Here is a 24,144-nt window from a genome sequence, read left to right as displayed (position 1 = left end):
CTGATACCGCATTGCTTCAGGCCGGTTCCTCCTTGCCCAGCCAGCGATAGGTAAAACCGCCCACCACCGCCCCGAGGATCGGCGCGAGCCAGAACATCCACAATTGCTGGATCGCCCACCCGCCAACGATCAAGGCTGGCCCCGTACTGCGAGCGGGGTTGACCGAGGTGTTGGTCACGGGAATGGAGATCAGGTGGATCAGCGTCAAGGCCAGGCCGATGGCGATTGGCGCGAGGCCCTTCGGGGCGCGGTGGTCGGTGGCGCCGAGGATGATCAGCACGAACATCGCGGTCATCACCACCTCGGTCACAAACCCCGCCGCCATCGAATAACCGCCGGGCGAATGCTCGCCATAACCGTTCGACGCCAGGCCCGAGGCCAGTTCGAAGCCGGGTTTGCCACTGGCAATGAAGTACAACAATGCGGCGGCAAGCGTGCCGCCGACGACCTGGGCGACGATGTACGCCGGCAACTCCCTGGCCGCAAACCTCCCGCCCACGACCAGCCCCACCGACACCGCTGGGTTGAGGTGACAACCGCTGATATGTCCGATGGCAAACGCCATGGTCAGCACCGTCAACCCGAACGCCAGGGACACCCCCAGCAAACCAATCCCGACTGCCGGGAACGCTGCGGCCAATACCGCACTCCCGCAACCGCCCAACACCAGCCAAAACGTACCCAACCCCTCTGTGATTGAACGTTTGAACAAAGACATGCAGCACGTCCTTGATAGATCGCTCTACCGAATCTGTAAAACAGTGATGCTCCCTGCATTGACTACAGCGCCCGTCTGGGCACTGCGTTGATTACAGCAGGGTTGTGGCACAAATCCAGTGCCCAAATGGGGAAGGGCCCCATGAAACATGGCGCCTGGCACTGATCAAATGTGGGAGCGGGCTTGCTCGCGAAAGCGGTGTGTCAGTCACAGTTGTTTTGACTGACACACCGCTTTCGCGAGCAAGCCCGCTCCCACACAAGCCCGCTCCCACAGGTTGAACTGTGTTTGAGCGGTAGATTATTAGTCGATGCCGACAAAGCCGCCGGTCTGGTGCTGCCACAGCCGCGCATACAGCCCGCCATGGGCCAGCAACTCGGCATGGCTGCCCGTCTCGGCGATCTGGCCTTTCTCCAGCACCACCAGGCGGTCCATCCGCGCAATGGTGGACAGGCGGTGGGCAATCGCGATCACGGTCTTGCCCTGCATCAGGGTTTCCAGGCTTTCCTGGATCGCCGCTTCCACTTCCGAGTCCAGTGCCGAGGTCGCTTCGTCCATGATCAGGATCGGCGCGTCCTTGAGCAGCACGCGGGCAATCGCGATGCGCTGGCGCTGCCCACCGGAGAGTTTCACCCCGCGTTCGCCCACATGGGCATCCAGCCCGGTGCGGCCTTCGGAGTCCGACAGCAAAGGGATGAACTCATCGGCACGCGCCTTGTGCACCGCCGCCCAGAGTTCTTCGTCGGTGGCGTCCGGCTTGCCGTACAGCAAGTTGTCGCGGATCGAACGGTGCAGCAACGAGGTGTCCTGGGTGATCATGCCGATCTGCGCACGCAGGGATTCCTGGGCCACGTCGGCGATGTTCTGCCCGTCGATCAGGATGCGCCCGCCTTGCAGGTCATACAGGCGCAGCAGCAGGTTGACCAGGGTCGACTTGCCCGCGCCGGACGGGCCGATCAGGCCGATTTTCTCGCCGGCCTTGATCTCCAGGTTCAGCCCGCCAATGATCCCGCTCTTCTTGCCGTAGTGGAAATCCACGTGCTCGAAGCGCACTTCGCCGTGGGGCACCGTCAGGCGCGGGGCGTTCTCGCGGTCGATCACCGCCAGCGGCTGGGCGATGGTTTTCAAACCGTCCTGCACCATGCCGATGTTTTCGAAAATGCCGTTGACCACCCACATGATCCAACCGGACATGTTGACGATACGGATCACCAGGCCGGTGGCCAGCGCGATGGCGCCCACCGAGATCAGCGACTGCGTCCACAACCACAAGGCCAGGCCGGTGGTGGTGACGATCAGCAGGCCGTTCATGGTGGTGATCACGATATCCATGCTGGTGACGACACGGCTGGCCAGTTGGGTCTTTTCGGTCTGCTCGATGATCGCTTCCTTGGCGTACTGCTGCTCGTATTGGGTATGGGCGAACAGTTTCAAGGTGGTGATGTTGGTGTAGCCGTCGACGATGCGGCCCATCAACTTGGAGCGCGCCTCGGAGGAAATCACCGAGCGTTCCTTCACCCGTGGCACGAAGTAACGCAGCGCCAGGCTGTAGCAGATGATCCAGGTCACCAGCGGGATCATCAGGCGCCAGTCGGCCTCGGCAAACAGCACCAGGGAACTGATGGCGTAGATCGCCACGTGCCAGATCGCGTCCACGGCGGCCACGGCGGAGTCGCGCAGGGAGTTGCCGGTTTGCATGATGCGCTGGGCGATGCGCCCGGCGAAGTCGTTCTGGAAGAAATTCAGGCTCTGCTTGAGCACGTAGCTGTGGTTCTGCCAGCGGATCAGGCTGGTCATGCCGGGGCTGATGGTCTGGTGCACCAGCAGGTCATGCAGGGCGCCGAAGATCGGGCGCAGCAGCAGGGCGACCACGGCCATCCAGATCAGCTCGGTGCTGTGCACTTGGAAGAAATTCGCGGGCGGTGTGCCCTGGGCCAGGTCGATGATGCGGCTCAGGTAGCTGAACAGCGCGACTTCGATCAGCGCACCGATCAGGCCCACCACCAGCAAGGCGGCGAAATGCGGCCAGACCTGGCGCAGGTAATAGAGGTAGAAGGGCAGGACTTTATCGGGTGGGGCGTCGCTGGGCGCGTCGCGGAAAATATCGATCAGTTGTTCAAAACGACGATAGAGCATTAGGTATGACGCCCGCAGGGCGGGCTCTCCTTTCAAATGCGCGCGCGGCCTTGTGGGCCACGCGCGGAACCTCCTGCGGACCTCAGTCGATGCGCTTGGCCGACTTGATCAGGACAGGATCGATTGGCACGTTCTGCATGCCCTGCTTGGTGGTGGTCTGGGAGTTGACGATGACATCGACCACGTCCATGCCCTTGACCACCTTGGCGAACACCGCGTAACCGGCGTCACGGCCCGGGTCGAGGAACGCATTGTCGGCAACGTTGATGAAGAACTGGCTGGTGGCCGAGTTCGGGTCGTTGGTGCGGGCCATGGACAAGGTGCCGCGCACGTTATGCAGGCCGTTGCTGGCTTCGTTGCGGATCGGCGCTTCGGTCGGCTTTTGCGACATCTGTGGGGTGAACCCGCCGCCCTGGATCATGAAACCAGGGATCACGCGGTGGAAAATCGTGTTGGTGTAGAAACCCTTGTCCACGTAGGCCAGGAAGTTCTTGGTACTGATCGGCGCCTTGACCGGGTCCAGTTCGATTTCGATGTTGCCGTTGGTGGTGATGATTTCGACGCGGGGCGCCTTGGCAGCCTCGGCCGCCATCAGGTTGGCAGCGAATAGAACGGAACCGGCAAAGAAGGCGATTTTTTTCAGCATGGGTCAGTGATCCTGGGTAGTGGTTTCGACTGTCTTTAGAAAATCGAGCAAGGTAGCGTTAAAGACTTCGGGTTGATCCAGCGGCGTGGCATGGCGGGAATCTTCGATCACCACCAGTCGCGCATCGGGCAGCAGTTTTACATAGTTTTGTTTCTGCGCCACGGGGGTGTAGTCGTGGTCGGCGCTGATGACCAGCGTAGGACAGGTAATTCGGGAAAGATGTTCCTGCACCCCCCAGCCCACAATTGCATCGAAGCTGGCGAGATAAGCACGTTTGTCGTTTTTTGCCCAGCGTTCGGCCATCTTGCGACGCAGGCCGGCCTGCGCCGGTTTGGGGAACAGCCGCTCGCCCAACGCCTTGCCGATCGTGGACAGGCTCAGCAACCGCGCCAGGCTCCAGCGCTTGGCCCACTGCCAGTAATCGTCGGCGCTGCGAACTTTCACTTCGGGCGCGCTGTTGACGATGCACAGGCTCTTGAGCAGGGCCGGTTCGTCCACCGCCAGTTGGAAGGCGATCATGCCGCCCATGGACAAGCCCACCACGTGGGCCGGCGGTAGGCTCAGGTGCTCGAACAAGGCAATCAGGTCGTCAGTGAAACCCCGGATGCTGTAGCGCTCACGGGGTTTATCCGAGCGGCCATGACCTCGCACGTCTACCACGATCAGGCGGTAATGCCTGGCCAGCACTGGAATCTGCAGTTCCCAATCCTGGCTGCTGGAGCCCAGGCCGTGGATCAGGATCAGTGGGGTGCCGTGGCCGTATTCCTCGTAGTGCAGGCTGCATCCCTCGTGGTCGAACCAGGCCATGGGTGAACTCCGTTTCAGGCTTGCTGGGGGGCGGCGAAAGGCGCGTCCAACGGGGCGGTGTCAAAGGTACGCAGCAGTTCCACGAGGATCTGCGTCGCGGGCCCCAGGGGTTTGTCCTTGTTGGAGTAGAGGTAGAACGTGGGGTGACGGCTGCCGCCCTGTTCCAAGGGTAGCTGCTTGAGCACGCCCTCGGTGAGTTCGCGTTCGATCATGTGCCGGGGCAACCAGGCAAAGCCCAGGCCGCTGCCCACGAATGATGCGGCGGTGGCCAGGCTGCCGACGGTCCAGCGCTGCTCGGCGCCGAGCCAGCCTACATCGCGCGGTTGCTGGCGGCCGGAGTCGCGGATCACCACCTGCATCTGGCTTTCCAGGTCCTGGAAGCTCAGTTCGCGGTTCATGCGGTGCAGAGCGTGTTCGGGGTGGGCCACGGCGACAAATTCCACGTCGCTCATTTCCGTGCCCAGGTAACCGGGGATACTGAAACCGCAGATCGCCAGGTCAGCCACGCCTTCGATCAACAACTCTTCCACGCCGGACAGCACCTCCTCGCGCAGGCGCACGCGGCAGCCACGGCTCTGCGGCATAAAGGCCGAGAGGGCGCGCACCAGGCGTGCATTCGGGTAGGCGGCGTCCACCACCAGGCGCACTTCGGCTTCCCAGCCCTGTTCCATATGGTGTGCGAGGTCTTCCAGCTGGCTGGCATTCTTCACCAGTTGCCGCGAGCGGCGTAACAGCACTTCGCCGGCGTCGGTGAGCACGGCCTTGCGCCCGTCGATGCGCAACAGCGGCACGCCAAGCTGATCTTGCATGCGGGCCACGGTGTAGCTCACCGAGGACTGCGAACGGTGCAGCGCTTCAGCCGCCTGGGCGAAGCCGCCGTGGTCGACCACGGCCTGCAGCGTGCGCCATTGATCGAGGGTAACGCGGGGCGCTTTCAAGATGGGTTCCTCTTGTCCTAAGCTGGCGGTCCTTATTGGAGACCACCGAATGAGAAAATTCTGTTGTGTGTTGCTGGCGCTGCTGCCGCTGAGCGCGTTTGCCTATTCCATCGACGTGACGAAAAAGATCGACGGCGTGAGCATTGATTACACCGCCTCCGATGTGGACGGTGACATCAGTTCGATCCGCCTGAATAACTACGGCACCAACGATGCAGTGTGTTCGGTAACCTTCACCAACGGCCCGGAAGCGCCGCGCAATCGCAAGGTCACGGTGCCGGCAGGTAAAAGCACCAACACCACCGTCAAGTTCAACCGCGCCATCATCAAGATGCGCATTGCCCTGGCTTGCAGCCCGAAATAACCCGACAGCGGAGCATCTCCAGAGGAATACTCCGCTTATAAACAAATTTATAGATGGGTTATAGCAGTTTTTTGCGCTTTTTTATCGAATTGGCTCTGTTTAATCTCCACTCCATCGACTTACAGCATTTACAGATGGAGCCTACGCAGCCATGTCCAACGTTCTGATCATCGAAAGCAGCGCCCGCCAGCAAGGCTCGATCTCCCGCCAGCTGACCCAGCAGTTCATCAGCCAATGGCAGGCCGCCCACCCGGCGGACCGGATCACCGTCCGTGACGTGGCCCTCAACCCGTTGCCACACCTGGATGCCGACCTGCTGGGCGGTTGGATGAAACCTGCAGATCAGCGTAGCGCCAGCGAACAAGCCAGCCTCGACCGCTCCAACGCATTGACCGATGAGTTGCTCGCCGCCGACGTGCTGGTGATGGCCGCGCCGATGTACAACTTCGCCATCCCCAGCACCCTCAAGGCCTGGCTGGACCACGTGCTGCGCGCCGGTGTGACGTTCAAATACACCGCCACCGGCCCGCAGGGCTTGCTCATTGGCAAGCGCGCCATCGTGTTGACCGCCCGCGGCGGCATCCACACCGGCGCCACGTCGGATCACCAGGAACCGTACCTGCGCCAGGTCATGGGCTTTATCGGCATCCACGACGTGACTTTCATTCATGCCGAAGGCGTGAACCTGAGCGGTGACTTCCAGGAAAAGGGCATCAACCACGCCAAGGCGCTGTTGGCACAGGTCGCCTGATCCTTTAATCGTCAGATAATCGCGCGGTGTTTATCTAGTGCCACGCAAACCCTTCAAGTACGCGTAATGAACCTCCCTTTGCACTTTTTGCTCCTGAGTGCTCCTGCCCGACTGCCGCTTTAGCGAGGTCGGGTTTTTTTTGCCCTGAGTTTCGTCAAGCGCCGAAAACCTTTAATGTCCCGCCCATTCGAAGCGAGGCGCGCATGGGCTATCTACTGGTTGTCACCCTGATTCAGGCATTTTCCTTCAGCTTGATCGGCGAGTACCTCGCCGGTCACGTCGACAGCTACTTCGCCGTGCTGGTGCGCGTGTTGCTGGCCGGCCTGGTGTTTATCCCGCTGACCCGCTGGCGTTCGGTGGAACCGGCCTTCATGCGCGGCATGCTGGTGATTGGCGCGCTGCAATTTGGCGTGACCTACGTGTGCCTGTACCTGAGCTTTCGCGTGCTCACGGTGCCGGAGGTGCTGCTGTTCACCATCCTCACGCCGTTGCATGTGACCCTGATCGAAGACGCCCTCAACCGCCGCTTCAACCCCTGGGCGCTGGTCGCCGCACTGGTGGCGGTGGCGGGCGCGGCGGTGATTCGCTTCGACCAGATCACCCCGCACTTCCTGGGTGGCTTCCTGCTGCTGCAACTGGCCAACTTCACCTATGCCGCCGGGCAGGTGATGTACAAGCATCTGGTCCAGCGCTACCCGAGCGACCTGCCGCATTACCGGCGTTTCGGTTTCTTCTATGTGGGCGCTTTGCTGGTGGTGTTGCCGGCGTTCCTGCTGTTCGGCAAGGCCAACTTCCTGCCCGATGCACCGTTGCAATGGGGCGTGCTGGTATTCCTGGGGTTGGTCAGTACGGCACTGGGCATGTACTGGTGGAACAAGGGCGCCTGCCTGGTGCAGGGCGGCACGCTGGCGGTGATGAACAACCTGCATGTGCCGGTGGGGTTGCTGCTGAATTTGCTGATCTGGAACCAGCATGAACCGTTGGGGCGCTTGGCGTTGGGCGGGTTGGTGATTTTGGCGGCGGTGTGGATCAGTCGGTTGGGGGTTGAGCGCCGCGTATCTTCGGTTTGAGTTGGGGGGATTGATATTTTTCGCTTCCCGATGGACGCCAGCGCAATGCTGGCTAAGCTCACCGGTGTAGGTATCCAACCCAACGGATCATCACCGTGAGTAAGGTTTGAGAAGCCGACCCGGCGGGTCGGTCCCTTCTTTGAAGTACTTGTCGTATCAGCGTGATTGAGCGCCTGAGGCCTTTTTTATCCTTGAGATGAAAGGTGTACATAATGGCTGCTTGTTTCTCACGTTTGCGCGCCCTCAGCGCTGCTTCCATCGGCAGTGCTTCAGCTGTTCTGCTCGTCTTGTCTTTTTTCCTGACCTTTGCGGCGCCTGCTTTGGCACAGGACGAGGGTGGGGTCGAGAGGGAATTTGCGAAGGATCGCCTGGTTGACTCGTTCAACAGCTTTCAAGCGCATCAGGACGCCGCGGCTTGGTTATCAAACGCTGCGCGGATGGGAAGCGCGGCATTGGAAAACCAGGCAGCGGTGAGGCTGAAACGCGGTGGCGGTGAAAACCAGCAAACCATAGAACCAGATCCCATCGGGTCACCGATTGTGAACGGAGCCCCTCAGCACCAGCCGATCAACCGAGGCAGAGTGATGGGCTGTGGCAACTCGGTCGGCGAACTGCGTGGCCTGGTGCCACTGCCACGGGACCGCAAATATGCGGTCACCCTGGTGGCGTTGGACCGCGGTTGCCTGGACGATTCCGGCAGCGCGCCGAATGTGCCCAACCCTGAAATCCCCAAGCGTTCAGTGGTGGTAATGGCTTATCAGGGGCGTGCGTTTTGTACTGGGATGCTTCTGGACGAGCGCACATTGATGACGGCGCGCCACTGCTTTATCCGGCAAACGGATGGAAAGGTACGCGACGAGTTCCGCTCTGCATTGCCCTCGACTATCACCATTCAAAGTGTGGATCTCAAGCGCAGGGTAGTGGTTTCGAACGCGGATATAGAGCGGTTGCAAGTGTTCAAGCGCTTTGACATCGACCAGGACCCGGTACGTGTCCCAGCCCTGACATTACGAGAGCCTGGCGCCGAAGCACTGCCTGAAGCCTTATACAAGACGCCGCAAGCAGAACAGCTGTTATGGATCGGTGGCCCCTTTGCGCTGCTCGATGAAGCGTTGGACATGCTTGAGCCCTCGCGCAGCGTGGTTACGGGCACGGCTCGCCCCAGCTGGCTAGACGCTTTCCGTTGGAGTGCCGCCGATGCCGCACAGTGCAGGGTGCAGGCCGTCGGCCCGGCCTGTATCTACCACACGTGCCAGACATCCAAGGGTTTCAGCGGTAGCCCGATGATTCTCTCCGCTTATGAAAAAGCCAACGGGCAAGGCGCCGTTATCGAGTATGTAGGCGTCCATTCTGGAACCCCGGGTTTTGACGAAGATGAAGGTTGGCCGGCCTGTGCTGAATCCAGCGGGAGCTTTGATGGCTCGATGTATTCGGCATTCAACGTTGGAAAAAATGGAGGTTTCTAAAATGCTAAAGACAATCTGGATTGTGTTCTTGAGTTGCCTGGCTGCTGGGTGCGGATACTTTGATGTCAAACCCCGAGACTCTGAACAAGGGCCCGTCATTGCCAGGGCGTTTTTCAGCAACAGTGCGTGCAGTGCATCCGGCGGGGTGAGCGAGAGTGCATTGGGGGTCAAGGCATTGACGTTCGGCGTGGACAAAGTCAGTGAATGGGTCGTGGGCTACCTGACCGATGCGGTGGCGCAAGCGGCAAAGGCCGATAGAGAGACGGTGACGATCATCGGGCAAAACCCGGACTATCTGTTCGGCGTGCAGGGAGAGACGGTGAGGATGCGGGGTTGTCTGTATGTCGTCGTGGCGCCACGTGTGAAGAAAGGTGAGTTCTGCCCGCAAACAGCAGGTGAGAGTCAGGGCAACTGGTACAACCCTGTCAACTGCAAGAGCGGCGTGGCGACAGAAATGGTGGATAAGTGGAAGGAATGGAGCCTGGGCACGCCGACGTTCTTCGCACAGATCTCATTTAAAGTGCCCAAAGGCGGCCCGGCCTCGACGGTCATCCCACAGGTCTACAAGATTTATTACCCCAAGCCCGTGACCACCATGAACGAAGATAAGGTCAAGGGCTTTTCAATCCTGGTCTCGGCCTCCAAGCCCGGCATGTCGACTCAATCAACGGGGGATAAGGTCATGGAGGTGTTCATCGGCGGAGATGGGGTTACGCCGAAAACCGTGAGCACTGACAACTCGCTGCAAGCCAGTGGGCTATGGGTCAACCTGCCGGCCCAGGAAGGGGAAAAGGGTGAAAGCTATGCCGGCCCTGTGAACTTGAGCGTGACAGTCGCTGAAACCCCACACCCAACGGTTTGGTTGCAAACCATCGCTGATTTTGTCGCGACGCAAAAACAGCCCGCCACCGACTGGTTGCGCGCACAAGTCGACCCCGTGGCGAAGGCCGCTGCCGCCAATGCTGAAGAAGTGGCCGCGGCAACGCTGCGTAAAAGCGCACATGAGTCGTGCTCGGCCTTTTCGACTCAGGTGGAAAAGCTCTCTGAGTCGGCAGAGGAGCTTTCGCGCAATGCGTATGCGAACTATGAGGAGCGCCAGCGCGCCTTGAGCGCTTTTGCCATTGGCTGCGACGACGCCAAACTGGCAGGCTCCGCTGCCACCCAGGCCTGGGAAAAAGCCGGCCTGAAGGGCGCAGTGTGCCTGCGTGATCAAGCGCCCAAGCATCAGATCAAGGCGCTGTGCGCGTCGCGGTGAACCTGCGCTGGCAAATCCACCACTGACCCTGTGGGAGCGGGCTCGCCCGCGATGGGCGAGTGTCAGTTTGTGAATCTTTCGACTGATACACCGCTATCGCGGGCAAGCCCGCTCCCACAAATGGTTGGTGGTGCTAGGCAGATTTGTTTTCCAACGGTGGTAAATGACTGGCACCGAGCAGGGCCGGCAGCATCCCAGCGCGCAAGTCATTGCCACTCGGCTGCTGATACAGGCTCAAGCCAAACTCCGGCAACACTGCCAGCAGATAGTCAAAAATGTCCCCCTGGATCCGCTCGTAATCCGCCCACGCCGTGGTGCGCGTGAAGCAGTAGATCTCCAGCGGCACACCCTGGGCGGTGGTTTGCATCTGGCGCACCATGCAGGTCATGTTCGGCTGGATGTCCGGGTGGCTTTTCAGATAGGCCAGGGCGTAGGCGCGAAAGGTGCCGAGGTTGGTCATGCGCCGCCGGTTGGCCGACAGTTGCGCACTGTGGCCCTGGGCTTCGTTCCACGCCTTGAGCTCGGCCTGCTTGCGCCCGATGTAGTCGGTGAGCAGGTGCACCTGGGTCATGCGTACCTCTTCATCGTCGCGCAGGAAGCGCACGCCACTGGCGTCGATAAACAGGCTGCGCTTGATCCGTCGCCCGCCCGAGGCCTGCATGCCGCGCCAGTTCTTGAACGACTCGGACATCAGGCGCCAGGTGGGGATGGAGACGATGGTCTTGTCGAAGTTCTGCACCTTGACCGTGTGCAGGGTGATGTCCACCACATCGCCATCGGCGCCGACCTGAGGCATTTCGATCCAGTCGCCGACCCGCAGCATGTCGTTGCTGGTCAGTTGCACGCTGGCGACGAACGACAGCAGGGTGTCCTTGTACACCAACAGGATCACCGCCGACATCGCACCCAGGCCCGACAGCAGCAATAGCGGCGAACGGTCGATCAGGGTGGCGACGATGATGATCGCGCCAAACACATACAGAACCATTTTCGCCAGTTGCACGTAGCCCTTGATCGAGCGGGTGCGCGCATGTTCGGTGCGCGCGTAGATGTCCAGCAGGGCGTTGAGCAGGGCGCTCATGGCCAGCGTCAGGAACAGGATGCTGATCGCCAGGGCCACGTTGCCGATGAACAGGATCGCGGTCTTGCTCAGGTCCGGCACCAGATACAGGCCGAACTGGATCACCAGTGATGGCGTCATCTGCGCCAGGCGGTGGAAGACTTTGTTGTGTCGCAGGTCATTGAGCCAGTGCAGGGCCGGTTGCCGGCCAAGCAACTTGATGGTGTGCAGGATCAGGTAGCGCGCCATCCGTCCGAGCAAGAGCGCCACCACCAGCAACACCAGAAGGCCGAGGCTGGCGTGCAGCAACGGGTGTTCATCGAGGGCGCCCCAAAGGTCTTGGACGTTGAGCCAGAGCTGTTTTATATCCATGGGTGAAACCGATTCTTCTGTGGGACAAGACGGGGCGATTAGAGCATTGAAGTGCTACAAAGTTGGCGTCACGGACAAAAGTCCTGACAAAAAAGTGGCTGATTAGCACCGTTCGCGTAAAGAAACTCGGTTTGGACGCCCGAAACCGTTACCCTATGCAGCTGATATTTTGTATTTCTTCGAGGTAGCACCCGTGTTTTCCCAATTCGCCCTGCACGAACGCCTGCTCAAAGCCGTGGCCGAGCTTAAATTTGTCGAGCCAACGCCTGTGCAAGCAGCGGCCATCCCGCTCGCGCTCGAAGGGCGTGACCTGCGGGTGACAGCTCAAACCGGCAGCGGCAAGACCGCGGCTTTTGTCCTGCCGGTGCTGAACCGCCTGATCGGCCCGGCCAAGGTCCGCGTGAGCATCAAGACCCTGATCCTGCTGCCGACCCGCGAGTTGGCCCAGCAGACCCTGAAGGAAGTGGAGCGCTTCTCGCAGTTCACCTTCATCAAGTCCGGCATCATTACCGGCGGCGAAGACTTCAAGGTGCAGGCCGCCATGCTGCGCAAGGTGCCGGACATCCTGATCGGCACCCCGGGCCGCATGATCGAGCAACTCAACGCCGGCAACCTTGACCTCAAGGAAGTCGAAGTACTGGTGCTGGACGAAGCCGACCGCATGCTCGACATGGGCTTTGCCGACGACGTGCAGCGTCTGGTGGGCGAGTGCGTCAACCGCCAGCAGACCATGCTGTTCTCCGCCACCACCGGCGGTTCGACCCTGCGCGACATGGTCGCCAAGGTGCTGAACAACCCTGAGCACTTGCAGGTCAACAACGTCAGCGACCTGAACGCGACTACGCGCCAGCAGATCGTCACCGCCGACCACAACGTGCACAAAGAGCAGATCCTCAACTGGCTGTTGGCCAACGAGACCTATCAGAAGGCCATCGTGTTCACCAACACCCGCGCTGCCGCCGACCGCATCTACGGTCGCCTGGTTGCCCAGGATTACAAGGCGTTCGTGCTGCACGGCGAGAAAGACCAGAAGGACCGCAAGCTGGCCATCGACCGCCTCAAGGCCGGCGGCGTGAAGATCCTCGTGGCCACCGACGTTGCTGCCCGTGGCCTCGACGTGGATGGCCTGGACCTGGTGATCAACTTCGACATGCCCCGCAGCGGCGACGAATACGTGCACCGTATCGGCCGTACCGGGCGTGCCGGCAACGATGGCCTGGCCATCTCGCTGATCTGCCACGGCGACTGGAACCTGATGTCGAGCATCGAACGCTACCTCAAGCAGTCGTTCGAGCGCCGCACCATCAAGGAAGTCAAAGGCACCTACACCGGGCCGAAGAAGGTCAAGGCGTCGGGCAAGGCCGTTGGCGTGAAGAAGAAAAAGACCGACGCCAAGGGTGACAAAAAGAAAACCGGTGCCAAGTCGCCGACCAAGCGCAAGATCGCCAACCGGCCGAAGACCGACAACCTGTCGCTCGTCAGCAAGGACGGCATGGCGCCGCTCAAGCGCCGCAAGCCAGAAGCACCGGCTGCCGAGTAAGGCAGGGGTGAGGTGAAAGAACCGGACGATTGTCCGGTTTTTTTATGTCCGCCGGTTATGCAGCTTCGTCGGCTGGACTGAACGGCGCCTAGCGAGGCCTGTCCACCGCGTATCGGGCCACTTTTCCGTCGGCCTGCAGGAGGAATAGGGATGACGACTTACAACTGGGATCTGATCGAACGCCTGTTGCATGAAGTACAGAACGGCGAAGGCAGCTTCGCGCCGCGCAAATACGCTGAACAAGAGGCCGCCGAGAAGGCTACGGCAGGCGAGTCCACCGGCAATCTGGATGCGTTGAAAAAGACTGCTGCGGATTATGAAGCGCTGTTGTTCAAGCGCGGCTTTATTGAATCGCGTCCTGAGGAGGAGGGCGGCAACGGCGAGAACTTCATTCTCACCCCGCTGGGTGCCCAATTGCTGGCGCTGATCGACAGCTCGATCCCGGGCAACGACCACCCGCGCCAGGTGCTGGATGAGCAGGCCGACGCGCTGGACCCTGCGACATTTGCCGAGGTGGCCGCAAAAGCCCAGATCGCCTGAGGCCCTTCACGTCCCGGCGCCCGCTGCGGCGCCGGGCGAACCTGTCAGATCAGTAATCTGGCGCTAAGGTGGCTGACAGCCATCCCTGCCTAATCTGCGGCCATTCAACTGACGGACTTGAATCGGCATGCACTTCACCCCCTCACGACGCACCTTTGTCAAAGGCCTCGCCGCCGGCGGCTTGCTTGGCGGGCTCGGGCTCTGGCGCAGCCCGGTCTGGGCCCTCACCAGTCCCGGCCAGCCTACTGTGCTGGCAGGCACCGAGTTTGAGTTGTTCATCGACCAGACCCCGGTCAACCTCACCGGCCGCAACCGCACCGCGCTGACCATCAATGGCAGCCTGCCCGGCCCGTTGCTGCGCTGGCGCGAAGGCGACACCGTGACCCTGCGCGTGAAAAACCGCCTGGCCGAGCCGACCTCGATCCACTGGCACGGCATCCTGCTGCCCTCGACCATGGACGGCGTGCCTGGCCTGAGCTTCAAGGGCATCGAGCCGGGCGGGGTGTTTGTCTACCAGTTCACCCTCAAGCAGCACGGCACCTACTGGTATCACAGCCATTCCGGGTTTCAGGAACAGCAGGGCGTGTATGGCCCGCTGGTGATCGATCCCCGTGAACCCGAGCCGTTCACGGTGCAGCGTGACTATGTGGTGATGCTCTCGGATTGGACCGACGAAGATCCCGTCGCCCTGATGAAAACCCTCAAGAAGCAGTCCGATTACTACAACCTGCACAAACCCACCGTCAGCGATTTTGTCCGCGATGTGGGGGCGCAGGGCTGGAAAGCCACGGCCGCCGACCGCCTGATGTGGGCGCAGATGAAGATGAACCCCACGGACCTGGCCGATGTCAGCGGCGAGACCTACACCTACCTGCTCAATGGCCAGCCGCCCGAGCGCAACTGGACCGGGTTGTTCGAGGCGGGCGAGACGGTTCGCCTGCGCTTTATCAACGGCTCGGCCATGAGCTACTTCGATGTGCGCATCCCAGGGCTGAAAATGACCGTGATTGCCGCCGATGGCCAACCGGTGACGCCGGTCAGGGTCGATGAGTTTCGCATTGCCGTCGCCGAGACGTTCGACGTACTGGTCGAGCCTACGGCGCAGGCTTACACGGTGTTTGCGCAGTCGATGGACCGCAGCGGTTTCGCCCGCGGCACGCTGGCCCGCCAGGCTGGCGCCACGGCGCCAGTGCCGACGCTGGAGCCGCGCCCCTGGATCACCATGGACGACATGGGCATGGGTGGCATGGACCACGGCGCCATGGCCGATATGCCGCAGATGGCCGGCATGGACCACAGTGCCATGGCGATGCAGAGCCACCCGGCCAGCGAACGCAATAACCCGCTGGTGGACATGCAGGCCATGAACCCGCTGCCCAAGCTCGACGACCCCGGCATCGGCCTGCGCAACAACGGCCGGCGCGTGCTGACCTACGCCGACCTGCGCAGCACCTTCGAAGACCCCGACGGCCGCGATCCCAGCCGCACGATCGAGTTGCATCTGACCGGGCACATGGAGAAGTTCGCCTGGTCGTTCAATGGCGTGAAATTTTCCGATGCCGAGCCTCTGGCATTGACCTACGGCGAGCGGGTGCGGCTGGTGTTGGTCAACGACACCATGATGAGCCATCCGATCCACCTGCACGGCCTGTGGAGCGACCTGGAGGACGAGAACGGCCAGTTCCAGGTGCGCAAACACACCATCGACATGCCGCCGGGGTCGCGGCGCAGCTACCGCGTGACGGCAGATGCGCTGGGCCGATGGGCTTATCACTGCCACCTGCTGTACCACATGGAGATGGGCATGTTTCGTGAGGTGCGCGTGCATGAATAAGCATGTGAATAGAAGTGCCTGGATGGCCTCTGGGTTCATCGCACTGACGTTTGGCCCGCTGGCGTTGGCGGACGAGTTTCAGGGCATGAGCCCTGCCTCCCCGGCTCTCACCGAGAGCCGCACGCCGATCCCGCCGTTGACCGACGCAGACCGCGCGGCGGTGTACAACGTGCCGGGCGGGCATATGGTGCACGACAGCGCCGTGCATTCGATGTTGCTGGTCAACCAGTTGGAATGGCAGGGCGGCGAGGGTGACGGTGTTCTGAACTGGGACATCAAGGGTTGGGTCGGCGGTGACATCGACCGCCTGTGGTTGCGTAGCGAGGGTGAGCGCAGTGCCGGGCGCACGGAAAGTGCCGAGGCCCAGGCCCTGTGGGGGCATGCCATCAACCCATGGTGGGACTTGGTCGGCGGCGTACGCCAGGATTTCAAACCCGGCGACGGCCAAACCTGGGCCGCCTTTGGCGTGCAGGGCATGGCGCTGTACGGCTTCGAGGCCGAAGCGACGCTGTTTGTCGGTGAATCCGGCCACACCGCCGCACGCCTGGAAGGTGACTACGACATTCTGCTGAGCAACCGGCTGATTCTGCAGCCCACCGCCGAACTCAATCTGTATGGACGCAACGATCCGCAGCGCGGTGTCGGCTCGGGGCTGTCGGACAGCGAGCTGGGCCTGAGGCTGCGCTACGAAGTGCGACGTGAATTCGCGCCCTACGTGGGCGTCACCTGGAACCGCCGCTATGGCCAGACCGCGCAATACACCCGGGAAGACGGCGAGGACGTCAGCCAACTGCGCTGGGTAGTCGGCGTGCGCCTGTGGTTCTGACGTTCACTCTTCTTATAACTTGCCGCCATGAGCGGCTTGGAGCCTTGCATGTCGATGTTGAAAACGCTGTTGGTGGGCGCTGTGCTGTCGGTCGGATGGGGCGCCAGTTTTACGCTCTCGGCGCACCCTAAACTGTTGTCCTCCATCCCCGCGGACGGTGCCCAGGGCGCGGCGCCGGCGGTGATTGAGCTGCACTTCTCGGAAAACCTGCTGACGCAGTTTTCCGGGGCCAAGCTGAGCATGACTGCAATGCCCGGCATGACCCATGCGCCGATGCCGGTCAAAGCCAGTGTCGCGGCCAGTAGCGACCCGAAGGTGATGTTGATCAAGCCCGCTTCGCTGTTGGCGCCCGGCACCTACCGGGTGGACTGGCGTGCGGTGTCGTCGGATACGCATCCGATCCTCGGCAACGTGGTGTTCAGCGTCCAGCCATGAGTGAAATGATCCCGGTGTTGTTGCGGTTTGTGCTGTACCTGGACTTGATGCTGGTGTTTGGCCTGGGTTTGTTTGGCCTCTACGCAAGGCACTGCCGGTTGGATGTGAGGCGGCTGCTGCGGTGGATGGCGAGCCTGGGAGTGCTGCTGTCGGTGCTGTCGATGGTGTCCATGACCCAAGCCATGAGTGGTGCCGAGGACTGGCAAACGCTGTGGCCGCATGTGCAGATGATGCTGGCGCACACCGAACTGGGATGGACGTGGTGCCTGCGTCTTGTGGCGCTGGTCGTGGTGCTGCTCAGCCCCCGGCTGGCCACGTTGTGCGGCGGCGTCGCACTGGTGACGCTGGCATGGGCTGGGCATGGGGTGATGCACGAGGGCGCGCTGGGGGTGTGGCATCTGGTCAGCGACATTGCGCATTTGCTGGCGGCGGCGGGTTGGGTCGGGGCGCTGGCTGCGTTCGGGCTGTTGTTGATGCGCCCGTCGTTACCCGGCGCACCGCATGTCGAGGCGTTGGCGCAGGCGTTGGTGGGCTTCGAGCGGGTCGGCATGGGGTTTGTCGCGGTGCTGATCGTGACGGGCGTGACCAATTACCTGCTGGTGGTCGGGCTGAATCCGGACGGGCTCAGCGAAGGGCTTTATGCACTGTTGTTGGGCCTCAAGTTGGCGGTGTTCGGTTTGATGCTGGGATTGGCGGCGCTCAATCGCTTTCATCTGACGCCATGGTTGCAGCGGTCCCTGGCCTCAGGCGACAACGCGACGGCGACCCGGGCATTGCGCCGCAGCATCGCGGTGGAGTTTGGCGCCGTGGTGTTGATCCTCGGGTTGGTCGCCTGGCTGGGCACCTTGGCGCCGGATTAACCTTTTGCGCTTTGCAGGCATTTGAGTGCCTGCAAGTCGCTGCGCACCTTGGCGATTTTCTGTATGAGTTTCTGGCGTTGTTGCACCGTGGTCTCGGCCATCACGTCGACAATCAGGCTGCGGGCCTCGGCCTCCGTTTGTGCGTAAGCGGCACTGTATTGCGGGGTCCACAGGCTTTCGCGGTCCACCAGTAGTTGCTCGATCTTCGGCGCGAAGCCGGCGCTGTGGCGTTGCCTCACGGCGGCGCTGAACTGCGCCTGCCACTGGGCGCGGTTGCCGATCCAGGCCTGGTTCTGTTCGCCCAGCGCGCTGGACCAGGCGCTGACGCGCGCCTGCTGGCTGGCACTGAGCGGGCCGATCCAGGCATCCAGGCGTTTGTTCATGCGCTCGGCACGGTCCTTGATTTGCTCGGCCAGTGGCGGTTTGAGGTACTCGTCCTGGCGTTTGCGCAGGTCCTTGGCCAGGGCCGCGTTCATGTCCCGCACCTGCTGGTCGTCCAGGCCTTGCAGCAACTCGATGGCCGACGGGGTGATCTGCCGCGCGATTTGAGTGATGGCCTGCTTGGCTTCGGCGGTTCGCGCTTGCAGCGCGGCATCGCTGACCTGATGGTTGTCGGCCATCTGTTGCAGGCGGTCGAGCCAGTCGAGGTAGCCCGGCAGTTGTGTGCTGCAGTGCCAGGCCAGGTGTTCCTTGAGGGTGTCGTTGAACCAGCTCTTCTGCCCGGCATTCATGTCCAGGTAGTCGTTGAGGGTCCAGGGGATGATCACATCGAGGTTGCGGTAGGCCAGGCCGACGCGATTGCAGCCGGCCAGCACCAGGCTTAGGGTCAGCAGCACCGTCAGGAGTTTGAGCCGTTGCAGCATGGGCGGGTCCTTTCGCGCGAGGGATTGAGGTATGTGAACCCGCATGGGATGCAACAGTTCAGCCCATCAATAAAACGACCGCACTGCCTTCAACGTCAACAGGCCATCGCATTGCGAGTTGTGTCCGGAGTAGGCCGAGCAATTGCTGCCGCTGAGGCTGGAGTCGCTGTAGATCAGGTTCAGGTCAACGCCCATCCACTGTCGGGAGAATTGCACCGACCAATCACTGAAGCTGCTGATGGAGCCACCGTCGACGGAGGCCGGGGTGCCCAACTGATGAGTGGTGTATTTCAGGCTGACGCCGATGCCGAACGGTTGGGTGCCACTGAGGTCGGCGAACAGGGTGCTGTCCTGGCGGTCCGGGTCGTTGCTGAAGGAGGCGCCGAAGCGATTGCCCAGCAGGTTCAGGCCGCCGTAGAACTCTTGGCTGTCGAGAGGGCTTAGCTTGGGATAGCTGTAGTGGATCAGGCCGACTTCGTAGCCCAGGGTCTGGTCGAACGGGTGCTTGAAGCCCATGTAGGAGTCGACTTCGAGGGTGCTGTCCGGCGACAGGCCCATGCTGGGGGAGAATTGGCCGAAGTACAGGCCGCTGTCGTGGCTCAGGTCGAGGCCGCCGTGGAATGAGTCGCTGCCCGGAGACGTCGGTTTGACCAGGCCTTGGGCCATGCTGCGGCTGGGTGTGGTGCCCAATTTCAGGTCGAAGTCGCCCAATTCGCGCTGAAAGATCTGCGCTTGGGCGAGGGGGCTGGCTGCCAGGGCAGTGAGCAGGAAAATGCACGCTTTGAACATGCTTCACTCCATGAAAAGCGAGGAGCAGTAACCGGGGGAAAATCGGGCAGATGCCCGTGCTAGACGTGTGCAAGCATACCGGCGAATGCGCGGGGTTGAGCCCCGTTCGTCGATTGACGCAATGTTGGATGTGTCGGGAGGGTGCTTCGGGCTCTAGTCCTAGCGCCTTGATGGCAAGGCGCTTAGGGACCAGGTGTGTTGCGCGGTATTACTTTTTACCCAGGCTGATCTGCTTGGACGGGCCGAAAGTCTGGCCGCTCACGCCCTTGGCAATTTGCTGGATTTCGCCACCGGACTTGAGGAATGCAGCAATCTGGTTGTTGATCGATTCGCTGGTTTCAACGGCGGGAGCTGGCTTTGCTTTGCTGTTGGATGCTTTTACACGCATGGCGGCCACTAACCTGTAGAAAATTAACTTGGCCAGGCATCGTACAGGAAATACTTGACAATTGCTTGGTAAATATCCTCCGGGAATAAGTGCTGCGCCAGGAAATAAGCAAAGTTTATCCTTGAAATAAGCCCCTAACTTACTGTTTTAACTCGAAACCATTGGGTGGTGAGTGGCATGTGCACCAGTGAAATTCAGCGCAATGATCAGACGAGCGGGGCGCTGCCACCACCGCGCCACGCCAGCCCTCGATTTTTCAGGCGCGCGCGCGTGGCGGGCACAACTCGGGTAGAATGCCGCCCACGTAACGAGGGTATTGGAAATGGCTTTAGTCGGGCGCTACAACAGCTTGCAAGTGGTTAAACACACTAACTTTGGTTTGTACCTGGATGGTGCGCAAGACGGTGAAATCCTCTTGCCTAATCGGTATATCCCCAAAGATATTCCCAGTGAAGATGAAGATTGGCTGAACGTTTTCATTTATCTGGACAGCGATGACAAACTTATCGCCACCACTGAAAAACCGAAAGTTCAAGTGGGCGAATTTGCCAGTTTGAAAGTCGTCGAAGTCAACAGTATCGGCGTCTTCCTCGATTGGGGTCTGCCCAAGGATCTGTTGCTGCCGTATTCGGAAGAAAAGCGCCAGATGACCGCCGGTGAATATTGCGTGGTGCACGTCTACCTCGACAAACACACCAAGCGCATCACCGCCACTGCACGCCTGGATCGCTACCTGGACAAGACGCCGGCCAACTACGAGGTGGGCCAGGAAGTCAATCTGCTGGTGGCCGAAGCCACCGACATGGGCTTCAAGGCGATCATCAACAACAAGCACTGGGGCCTGATCCACAAGAACGAAGTGTTCAAGTTCCTGCGTCCGGGCAAGGAAGAAAAAGGCTTTATCAAAGAGATCCGCGCCGATGGCAACATCAGCCTGAGCCTGCAGCCGGTGGGCCAGGAAGCGGCCTCCAGCCTGAACTCCAAGATCCTCGCCAAGTTGCGTGAAAACAACGGCACCTTGCCGGTCAGCGACAAAAGCGACCCGGCGGTGATCAGCAACTTGTTCGGCGTGAGCAAGGGCAACTTCAAGAAGGCTATTGGTGCCCTCTACAAGCAGGGCCAGATCGTGATTCATGCGGATCGCATTGAACTAAGCTGATCGACGTTCCTCTTTGTATGAAAGGGCTTGTGGTGGCGAGGGAGGTGGTGGCCTCGCCACGACAGGCTGTCTTCTGCCAGAGGTGTGTCATGTCCAAAAAATCAGTATTCGCCTACCTCGGCACCTTGCTCGCGTTCCTGGTGCTTGACGGTCTCTGGCTCGGCGTCCTCATGGGCCCGACCTACAAATCCCTGCTGGGCCCGCTGATGCTTGATCAGCCACGGTTAGTGCCCGCAGTACTCTTCTATCTCCTGTATGTCCTCGGCTGCGTGGTGTTTGTCGTCTTGCCCAGCGCGAGTTGGCAGCGTGCGGCGCGTCTGGGGGCCTTGTTGGGCCTGGTCGCCTACGGCACTTATGACCTGAGCAACTGGGCCACGCTGCACGGCTGGTCTGGCGGGCTGGCGCTGATGGACATGGCCTGGGGCACCTGCCTGACGGCGGCATGCTGCACGCTTGGGTATTTGTGTGCAGATCGGGTGCGCCAGTGATTGTGTACAGGATTTTTGTGCACCGTTGCTGAGCGAAGTCCCCGCATCCCATCATTGGTCAAGCTGTTTGGGGCGTGATTCGCTGGGGATTGTGTGCCATTGGCACGCATTCTGCTGACTGCTTCGTATACAAACCATGCCGCCTACCGTATGCACAGTGCTACGGCAGCGCAGGCCGGTATTACGAGGAGCCCAGCGATGACCGAACAATTGCCCAAAGGCTACAGCCCGCGCCTGTACAACCAGGACCTGGGCCCACTGCCGCAGAAGTGGACCTGGTACAACATTTTCGCGTTCTGGATGAGCGACGTGCACAGCGTCGGCGGCTATGTGTTCGCCGCCAGCCTGTTCGCCCTGGGGCTAGCCAGTTGGCAGGTATTGATCGCCTTGCTCGCCGGTATCGGCATCGTGCAGTTGATCGCCAACCTGGTGGCCAAGCCGAGCCAGCAAGCCGCCGTACCGTACCCGGTAATTTGCCGACTGGCCTTTGGGGTGTTTGGCGCGAATATTCCTGCGGTGATTCGTGGCTTGATTGCCGTGGCCTGGTACGGGATTCAGACCTATCTGGCTTCCAGCGCCCTGATCATCGTGGTGCTGCGCTTTTTCCCACAAATGGCGGTGTATGCAGAGCCGCATTTTGCGGGCCTGTCCTACCTCGGCTGGTTTGGTTTCCTAAGCTTGTGGGTGCTGCAAGCGGCGGTGTTCTGGGCCGGCATGGAGTCCATCCGCCGCTTTATCGATTGGGCCGGGCCGGTGGTGTATGCGGTGATGTTTGCCCTGGCGGGGTGGATCGTGTGGAAGGCGGGCTGGGCGAATATCAGCTTCACCCTATCGGAAAAATCCCTGTCGGGCTGGCAGGCGTTTGGTCAGGTGATCGTGGCAACGGCGTTGGTGGTGTCGTACTTCTCCGGCCCGACGTTGAACTTCGGCGATTTCAGTCGCTACTGCCGCAGCATGCACGACGTGCGACGCGGCAATTTCTGGGGGCTGCCGGTAAATTTCCTGGCGTTCTCGCTGGTCACCGTGGTGATCGTCTCGGGCACTTTGCCGGTGTTCGGTGAAATGCTCCACGACCCGATTGCCACTGTGTCGCGCATCGATAACAGCATGGCCGTGCTGCTCGGCGCCTTTGCCTTTGTGACCGCCACCATCGGTATCAATATTGTTGCCAATTTTGTTTCCCCTGCGTTCGATTTCGCCAACGTCGCGCCGAGCAAAATCAGCTGGCGCGCCGGTGGCATGATCGCCGCCGTGGCATCGATCTTCATTACCCCGTGGAACCTGTTCAACAACCCGCTGATGATCCACTACACCCTGGACATCCTCGCTGCGTTTATCGGGCCGTTGTTCGGCATCCTGCTGGTGGACTTCTACCTGATCAAAAAGCAGCAGATCGACGTGGATGCGCTGTTCGACGACAGCCCAGGCGGTCGTTATTACTTCGATGGCGGCGTGAACTGGACGGCGGTCAAGGCGCTGGTGCCGGCGACATTGGTCGGTGTCGCGATCACCTTCACCCCGGCGTTGCAAGGCATGGCCAATTTCGCCTGGTTCACCGGGTGCTTCCTGGGTGGGCTGTTCTTCCTGGTGCTGGCGCGTCGTGAACAGCTTCGTGTGCCTGTGCCCCTGGTTGCCGGCTGAGCAGCGCACCTGCCACCAGCAGGCCGCATCCGGCGATCACCAACGCCGGGTGCAGGCCGCCGCTCAGATGACTGCTCACTGAAGCCAGCAACGGCCCGCTCAACTGGCCCGTGGCAAAGCTGGCAGTCAGCAAACCGGTGCTGCGCTGGTAGTCGTGGGGCGCGATTTCTCTCAAGCGCGCCATTACCAATTGCATACACGCCAGGAACGGTGCACCACACAGCGACACGCCCAGCGCCAGCCCCCAGCCATTGCCCAGCAAGCAGGCGAACACACCGGCACCCTGTAGCCACAGCGTGGTCATCAGCCAGCGCCGCGTGGTGTTCGGGTCCTTGCGGCGCAGGCTGGCGACAACCACGCCTAGCGCTGCTGCCAGGCCGAAACACGGCCAGAACAGATCGGCCTGCCAGGCGCCGCTGAACTGCGCACTGGCCATCTGTGACAGAAAGGTCGCCGGGATGATGTAGCCCAAGCCGAACAGAAAGTAGATCCAGCCCAAGTGGGCGATGCTCTGGTTGCGGCCAGCACTGGCAGTGGGTGCAGAGTTGGCTGTCGGCCGGGGCAGGTAGGGCAGCACGGCGAGCAACATCACCAGCGCCACGGCCCCATACACCAGCCACAAGGTGGCGCTATCCTGTCCCAGCAGGTTCGAGACCAGTGCCAGCAAGCCCGTCAGCAAGATCCCCAATCCCGGACCGGCAAATACCAACGCCCCCAGGCGCGGCTGGCCAGCGGCAAGCGCCAGGGGTTGGCTCAGGCTGGTGATCATCACCAGCGCCCAGGCGCTCGCAACGCCGGTGCCGAAGCGCAACAACACGTGCGGCCAGAAACCGTGGGCCCAGTACGACGCAAGTGTCAGCAGCACGCACAGCCACAGCCCGCCATACAGGCGGCCGCGTACGTGGTGATGGCTGCGGGCGAAGATCGAATCCACCGCGCCGACGAAATAGCCCAGGTAATTGGCAGCAGCGATCAGGCCGGCGCCGGTCAGGTCGATCTGCCCCTCACTCAGCAGGTGCGGCATTTGTGGGGTGAGGGCGAAGCGGCCAATGCCCATGGCTATCATCAAGGCGATAAAGCTGGCGAGTAGGCGGGGGCGGGCTGACATGCTGTGTTCCTGCGGGTTAGCGAGTGATCTTCAGCCTAAAGCGCATTGACTTTCTGTAAAATTGAATAATAGTGAGTAACTTGTTCAGTT

General features: G+C 61.1%; 24 protein-coding genes. 14 read left to right on the top strand and 10 right to left on the bottom strand.

The genetic code is table 11. The features are described 5' to 3' along the window. Nucleotides 1-16: 16 nt before the first annotated feature. The 5 genes from aqpZ to AC3ISR_RS20325 form a co-directional block, all read right to left on the bottom strand. Complete coding sequence (aqpZ, locus tag AC3ISR_RS20345) at nucleotides 17-718, bottom strand: aquaporin Z (protein ID WP_463984064.1); 702 nt, start codon at nucleotides 716-718, stop codon at nucleotides 17-19. 303 nt (nucleotides 719-1,021) lie between these two features. Next, a complete protein-coding gene (locus AC3ISR_RS20340) occupies nucleotides 1,022-2,854 on the bottom strand; it encodes an ABC transporter ATP-binding protein (protein WP_192297098.1) in 1,833 nt (610 codons plus the stop codon). Nucleotides 2,855-2,936: 82 nt separating this feature from the next. Continuing rightward, nucleotides 2,937-3,500, bottom strand: a complete 564-nt coding sequence (locus AC3ISR_RS20335; protein ID WP_226454944.1) for a peptidylprolyl isomerase — start codon at nucleotides 3,498-3,500, stop codon at nucleotides 2,937-2,939. 3 nt (nucleotides 3,501-3,503) lie between these two features. Continuing rightward, entirely contained in the window at nucleotides 3,504-4,307 is an 804-nt protein-coding gene (locus AC3ISR_RS20330) for an alpha/beta fold hydrolase (RefSeq protein WP_192297096.1), read from the bottom strand. A gap of 14 nt (nucleotides 4,308-4,321) precedes the next feature. Next, on the bottom strand, nucleotides 4,322-5,245 hold the full coding sequence (locus tag AC3ISR_RS20325) for a PA3225 family LysR-type transcriptional regulator (RefSeq protein ID WP_192297095.1): 924 nt from the start codon (nucleotides 5,243-5,245) through the stop codon (nucleotides 4,322-4,324). 49 nt (nucleotides 5,246-5,294) lie between these two features. Between AC3ISR_RS20325 and AC3ISR_RS20320 the strand changes: the two genes are divergently transcribed. The 5 genes from AC3ISR_RS20320 to AC3ISR_RS20300 all read left to right on the top strand — a co-directional run bounded on the left by AC3ISR_RS20320 (nucleotide 5,295) and on the right by AC3ISR_RS20300 (nucleotide 10,151). Then, entirely contained in the window at nucleotides 5,295-5,609 is a 315-nt protein-coding gene (locus tag AC3ISR_RS20320) for a 3-phosphoglycerate kinase (RefSeq protein ID WP_192297094.1), read from the top strand. 151 nt (nucleotides 5,610-5,760) lie between these two features. Further along, complete coding sequence (locus tag AC3ISR_RS20315) at nucleotides 5,761-6,360, top strand: FMN-dependent NADH-azoreductase (protein ID WP_192297093.1); 600 nt, start codon at nucleotides 5,761-5,763, stop codon at nucleotides 6,358-6,360. Nucleotides 6,361-6,563: 203 nt separating this feature from the next. Then, on the top strand, nucleotides 6,564-7,430 hold the full coding sequence (locus tag AC3ISR_RS20310) for a carboxylate/amino acid/amine transporter (protein ID WP_463984065.1): 867 nt from the start codon (nucleotides 6,564-6,566) through the stop codon (nucleotides 7,428-7,430). 212 nt (nucleotides 7,431-7,642) lie between these two features. After that, a complete protein-coding gene (locus AC3ISR_RS20305; RefSeq protein ID WP_463984066.1) occupies nucleotides 7,643-8,896 on the top strand; it encodes a trypsin-like serine protease in 1,254 nt (417 codons plus the stop codon). Between the two features lies 1 nt (nucleotide 8,897). After that, entirely contained in the window at nucleotides 8,898-10,151 is a 1,254-nt protein-coding gene (locus tag AC3ISR_RS20300; RefSeq protein ID WP_463984067.1) for a hypothetical protein, read from the top strand. A 133-nt stretch (nucleotides 10,152-10,284) separates the two neighbouring features. On the opposite strand, the gene AC3ISR_RS20295 is transcribed toward AC3ISR_RS20300, so the two are convergent. After that, nucleotides 10,285-11,583: a mechanosensitive ion channel family protein gene (locus tag AC3ISR_RS20295; protein WP_305391324.1), complete on the bottom strand. Its 1,299-nt coding sequence runs from the start codon at nucleotides 11,581-11,583 to the stop codon at nucleotides 10,285-10,287. Nucleotides 11,584-11,776: 193 nt separating this feature from the next. Here AC3ISR_RS20295 and AC3ISR_RS20290 point away from each other — a divergent pair, with 193 nt between their 5' ends. The 6 genes from AC3ISR_RS20290 to copD all read left to right on the top strand — a co-directional run bounded on the left by AC3ISR_RS20290 (nucleotide 11,777) and on the right by copD (nucleotide 17,618). Beyond that, nucleotides 11,777-13,123, top strand: a complete 1,347-nt coding sequence (locus AC3ISR_RS20290) for a DEAD/DEAH box helicase (protein ID WP_135288619.1) — start codon at nucleotides 11,777-11,779, stop codon at nucleotides 13,121-13,123. 150 nt (nucleotides 13,124-13,273) lie between these two features. After that, on the top strand, nucleotides 13,274-13,663 hold the full coding sequence (locus AC3ISR_RS20285) for a transcriptional regulator (protein ID WP_192297088.1): 390 nt from the start codon (nucleotides 13,274-13,276) through the stop codon (nucleotides 13,661-13,663). 127 nt (nucleotides 13,664-13,790) lie between these two features. Continuing rightward, entirely contained in the window at nucleotides 13,791-15,497 is a 1,707-nt protein-coding gene (locus tag AC3ISR_RS20280) for a copper resistance system multicopper oxidase (RefSeq protein ID WP_463984068.1), read from the top strand. Between the two features lie 22 nt (nucleotides 15,498-15,519). Further along, the gene (locus AC3ISR_RS20275; protein WP_225595266.1) at nucleotides 15,520-16,323 is read left to right on the top strand and encodes a copper resistance protein B; all 804 of its coding nucleotides are present in this window, start codon (nucleotides 15,520-15,522) and stop codon (nucleotides 16,321-16,323) included. Between the two features lie 48 nt (nucleotides 16,324-16,371). After that, the gene (copC, locus tag AC3ISR_RS20270) at nucleotides 16,372-16,758 is read left to right on the top strand and encodes a copper homeostasis periplasmic binding protein CopC (RefSeq protein WP_192297085.1); all 387 of its coding nucleotides are present in this window, start codon (nucleotides 16,372-16,374) and stop codon (nucleotides 16,756-16,758) included. Next, nucleotides 16,755-17,618, top strand: coding sequence for a copper homeostasis membrane protein CopD (gene copD, locus AC3ISR_RS20265; RefSeq protein WP_192297084.1), 864 nt, complete (start codon nucleotides 16,755-16,757; stop codon nucleotides 17,616-17,618). Before copC ends, copD begins: the two co-directional genes overlap by 4 nt. Here the strand turns inward: copD and AC3ISR_RS20260 are convergent. The 3 genes from AC3ISR_RS20260 to AC3ISR_RS20250 form a co-directional block, all read right to left on the bottom strand. Beyond that, a complete protein-coding gene (locus AC3ISR_RS20260; protein WP_192297083.1) occupies nucleotides 17,615-18,481 on the bottom strand; it encodes a DUF6279 family lipoprotein in 867 nt (288 codons plus the stop codon). The genes copD and AC3ISR_RS20260 overlap by 4 nt on opposite strands. A 66-nt stretch (nucleotides 18,482-18,547) precedes the next feature. Then, nucleotides 18,548-19,270: a TorF family putative porin gene (locus tag AC3ISR_RS20255; RefSeq protein ID WP_192297082.1), complete on the bottom strand. Its 723-nt coding sequence runs from the start codon at nucleotides 19,268-19,270 to the stop codon at nucleotides 18,548-18,550. A gap of 208 nt (nucleotides 19,271-19,478) precedes the next feature. After that, nucleotides 19,479-19,658 carry a hypothetical protein gene (locus AC3ISR_RS20250; protein WP_017527541.1) on the bottom strand — a complete coding sequence of 60 codons (180 nt, stop codon included), beginning with the start codon at nucleotides 19,656-19,658 and terminating at the stop codon, nucleotides 19,479-19,481. 322 nt (nucleotides 19,659-19,980) lie between these two features. Between AC3ISR_RS20250 and AC3ISR_RS20245 the strand changes: the two genes are divergently transcribed. From AC3ISR_RS20245 to AC3ISR_RS20235, 3 genes are all read left to right on the top strand, one after another. Then, nucleotides 19,981-20,817, top strand: coding sequence for a CvfB family protein (locus AC3ISR_RS20245; protein ID WP_192297081.1), 837 nt, complete (start codon nucleotides 19,981-19,983; stop codon nucleotides 20,815-20,817). 89 nt (nucleotides 20,818-20,906) lie between these two features. Next, on the top strand, nucleotides 20,907-21,305 hold the full coding sequence (locus AC3ISR_RS20240; protein WP_192297080.1) for a DUF2177 family protein: 399 nt from the start codon (nucleotides 20,907-20,909) through the stop codon (nucleotides 21,303-21,305). Nucleotides 21,306-21,503: 198 nt separating this feature from the next. Further along, a complete protein-coding gene (locus AC3ISR_RS20235; RefSeq protein WP_192297079.1) occupies nucleotides 21,504-22,946 on the top strand; it encodes an NCS1 family nucleobase:cation symporter-1 in 1,443 nt (480 codons plus the stop codon). Here AC3ISR_RS20235 and AC3ISR_RS20230 read toward each other — a convergent pair. Beyond that, nucleotides 22,858-24,054 (bottom strand): MFS transporter, encoded by a 1,197-nt coding sequence (locus AC3ISR_RS20230; RefSeq protein ID WP_463984069.1) that lies wholly within the window; start codon nucleotides 24,052-24,054, stop codon nucleotides 22,858-22,860. The two genes, AC3ISR_RS20235 and AC3ISR_RS20230, sit on opposite strands and share 89 nt — an antisense overlap. Nucleotides 24,055-24,144 lie beyond the last annotated feature (90 nt).

It is taken from the genome of Pseudomonas sp. GL_117 (assembly GCF_057835125.1).
Note: the sequence above shows the minus strand (reverse complement) of the source record. Positions and strands in the feature narration are given on the sequence as shown.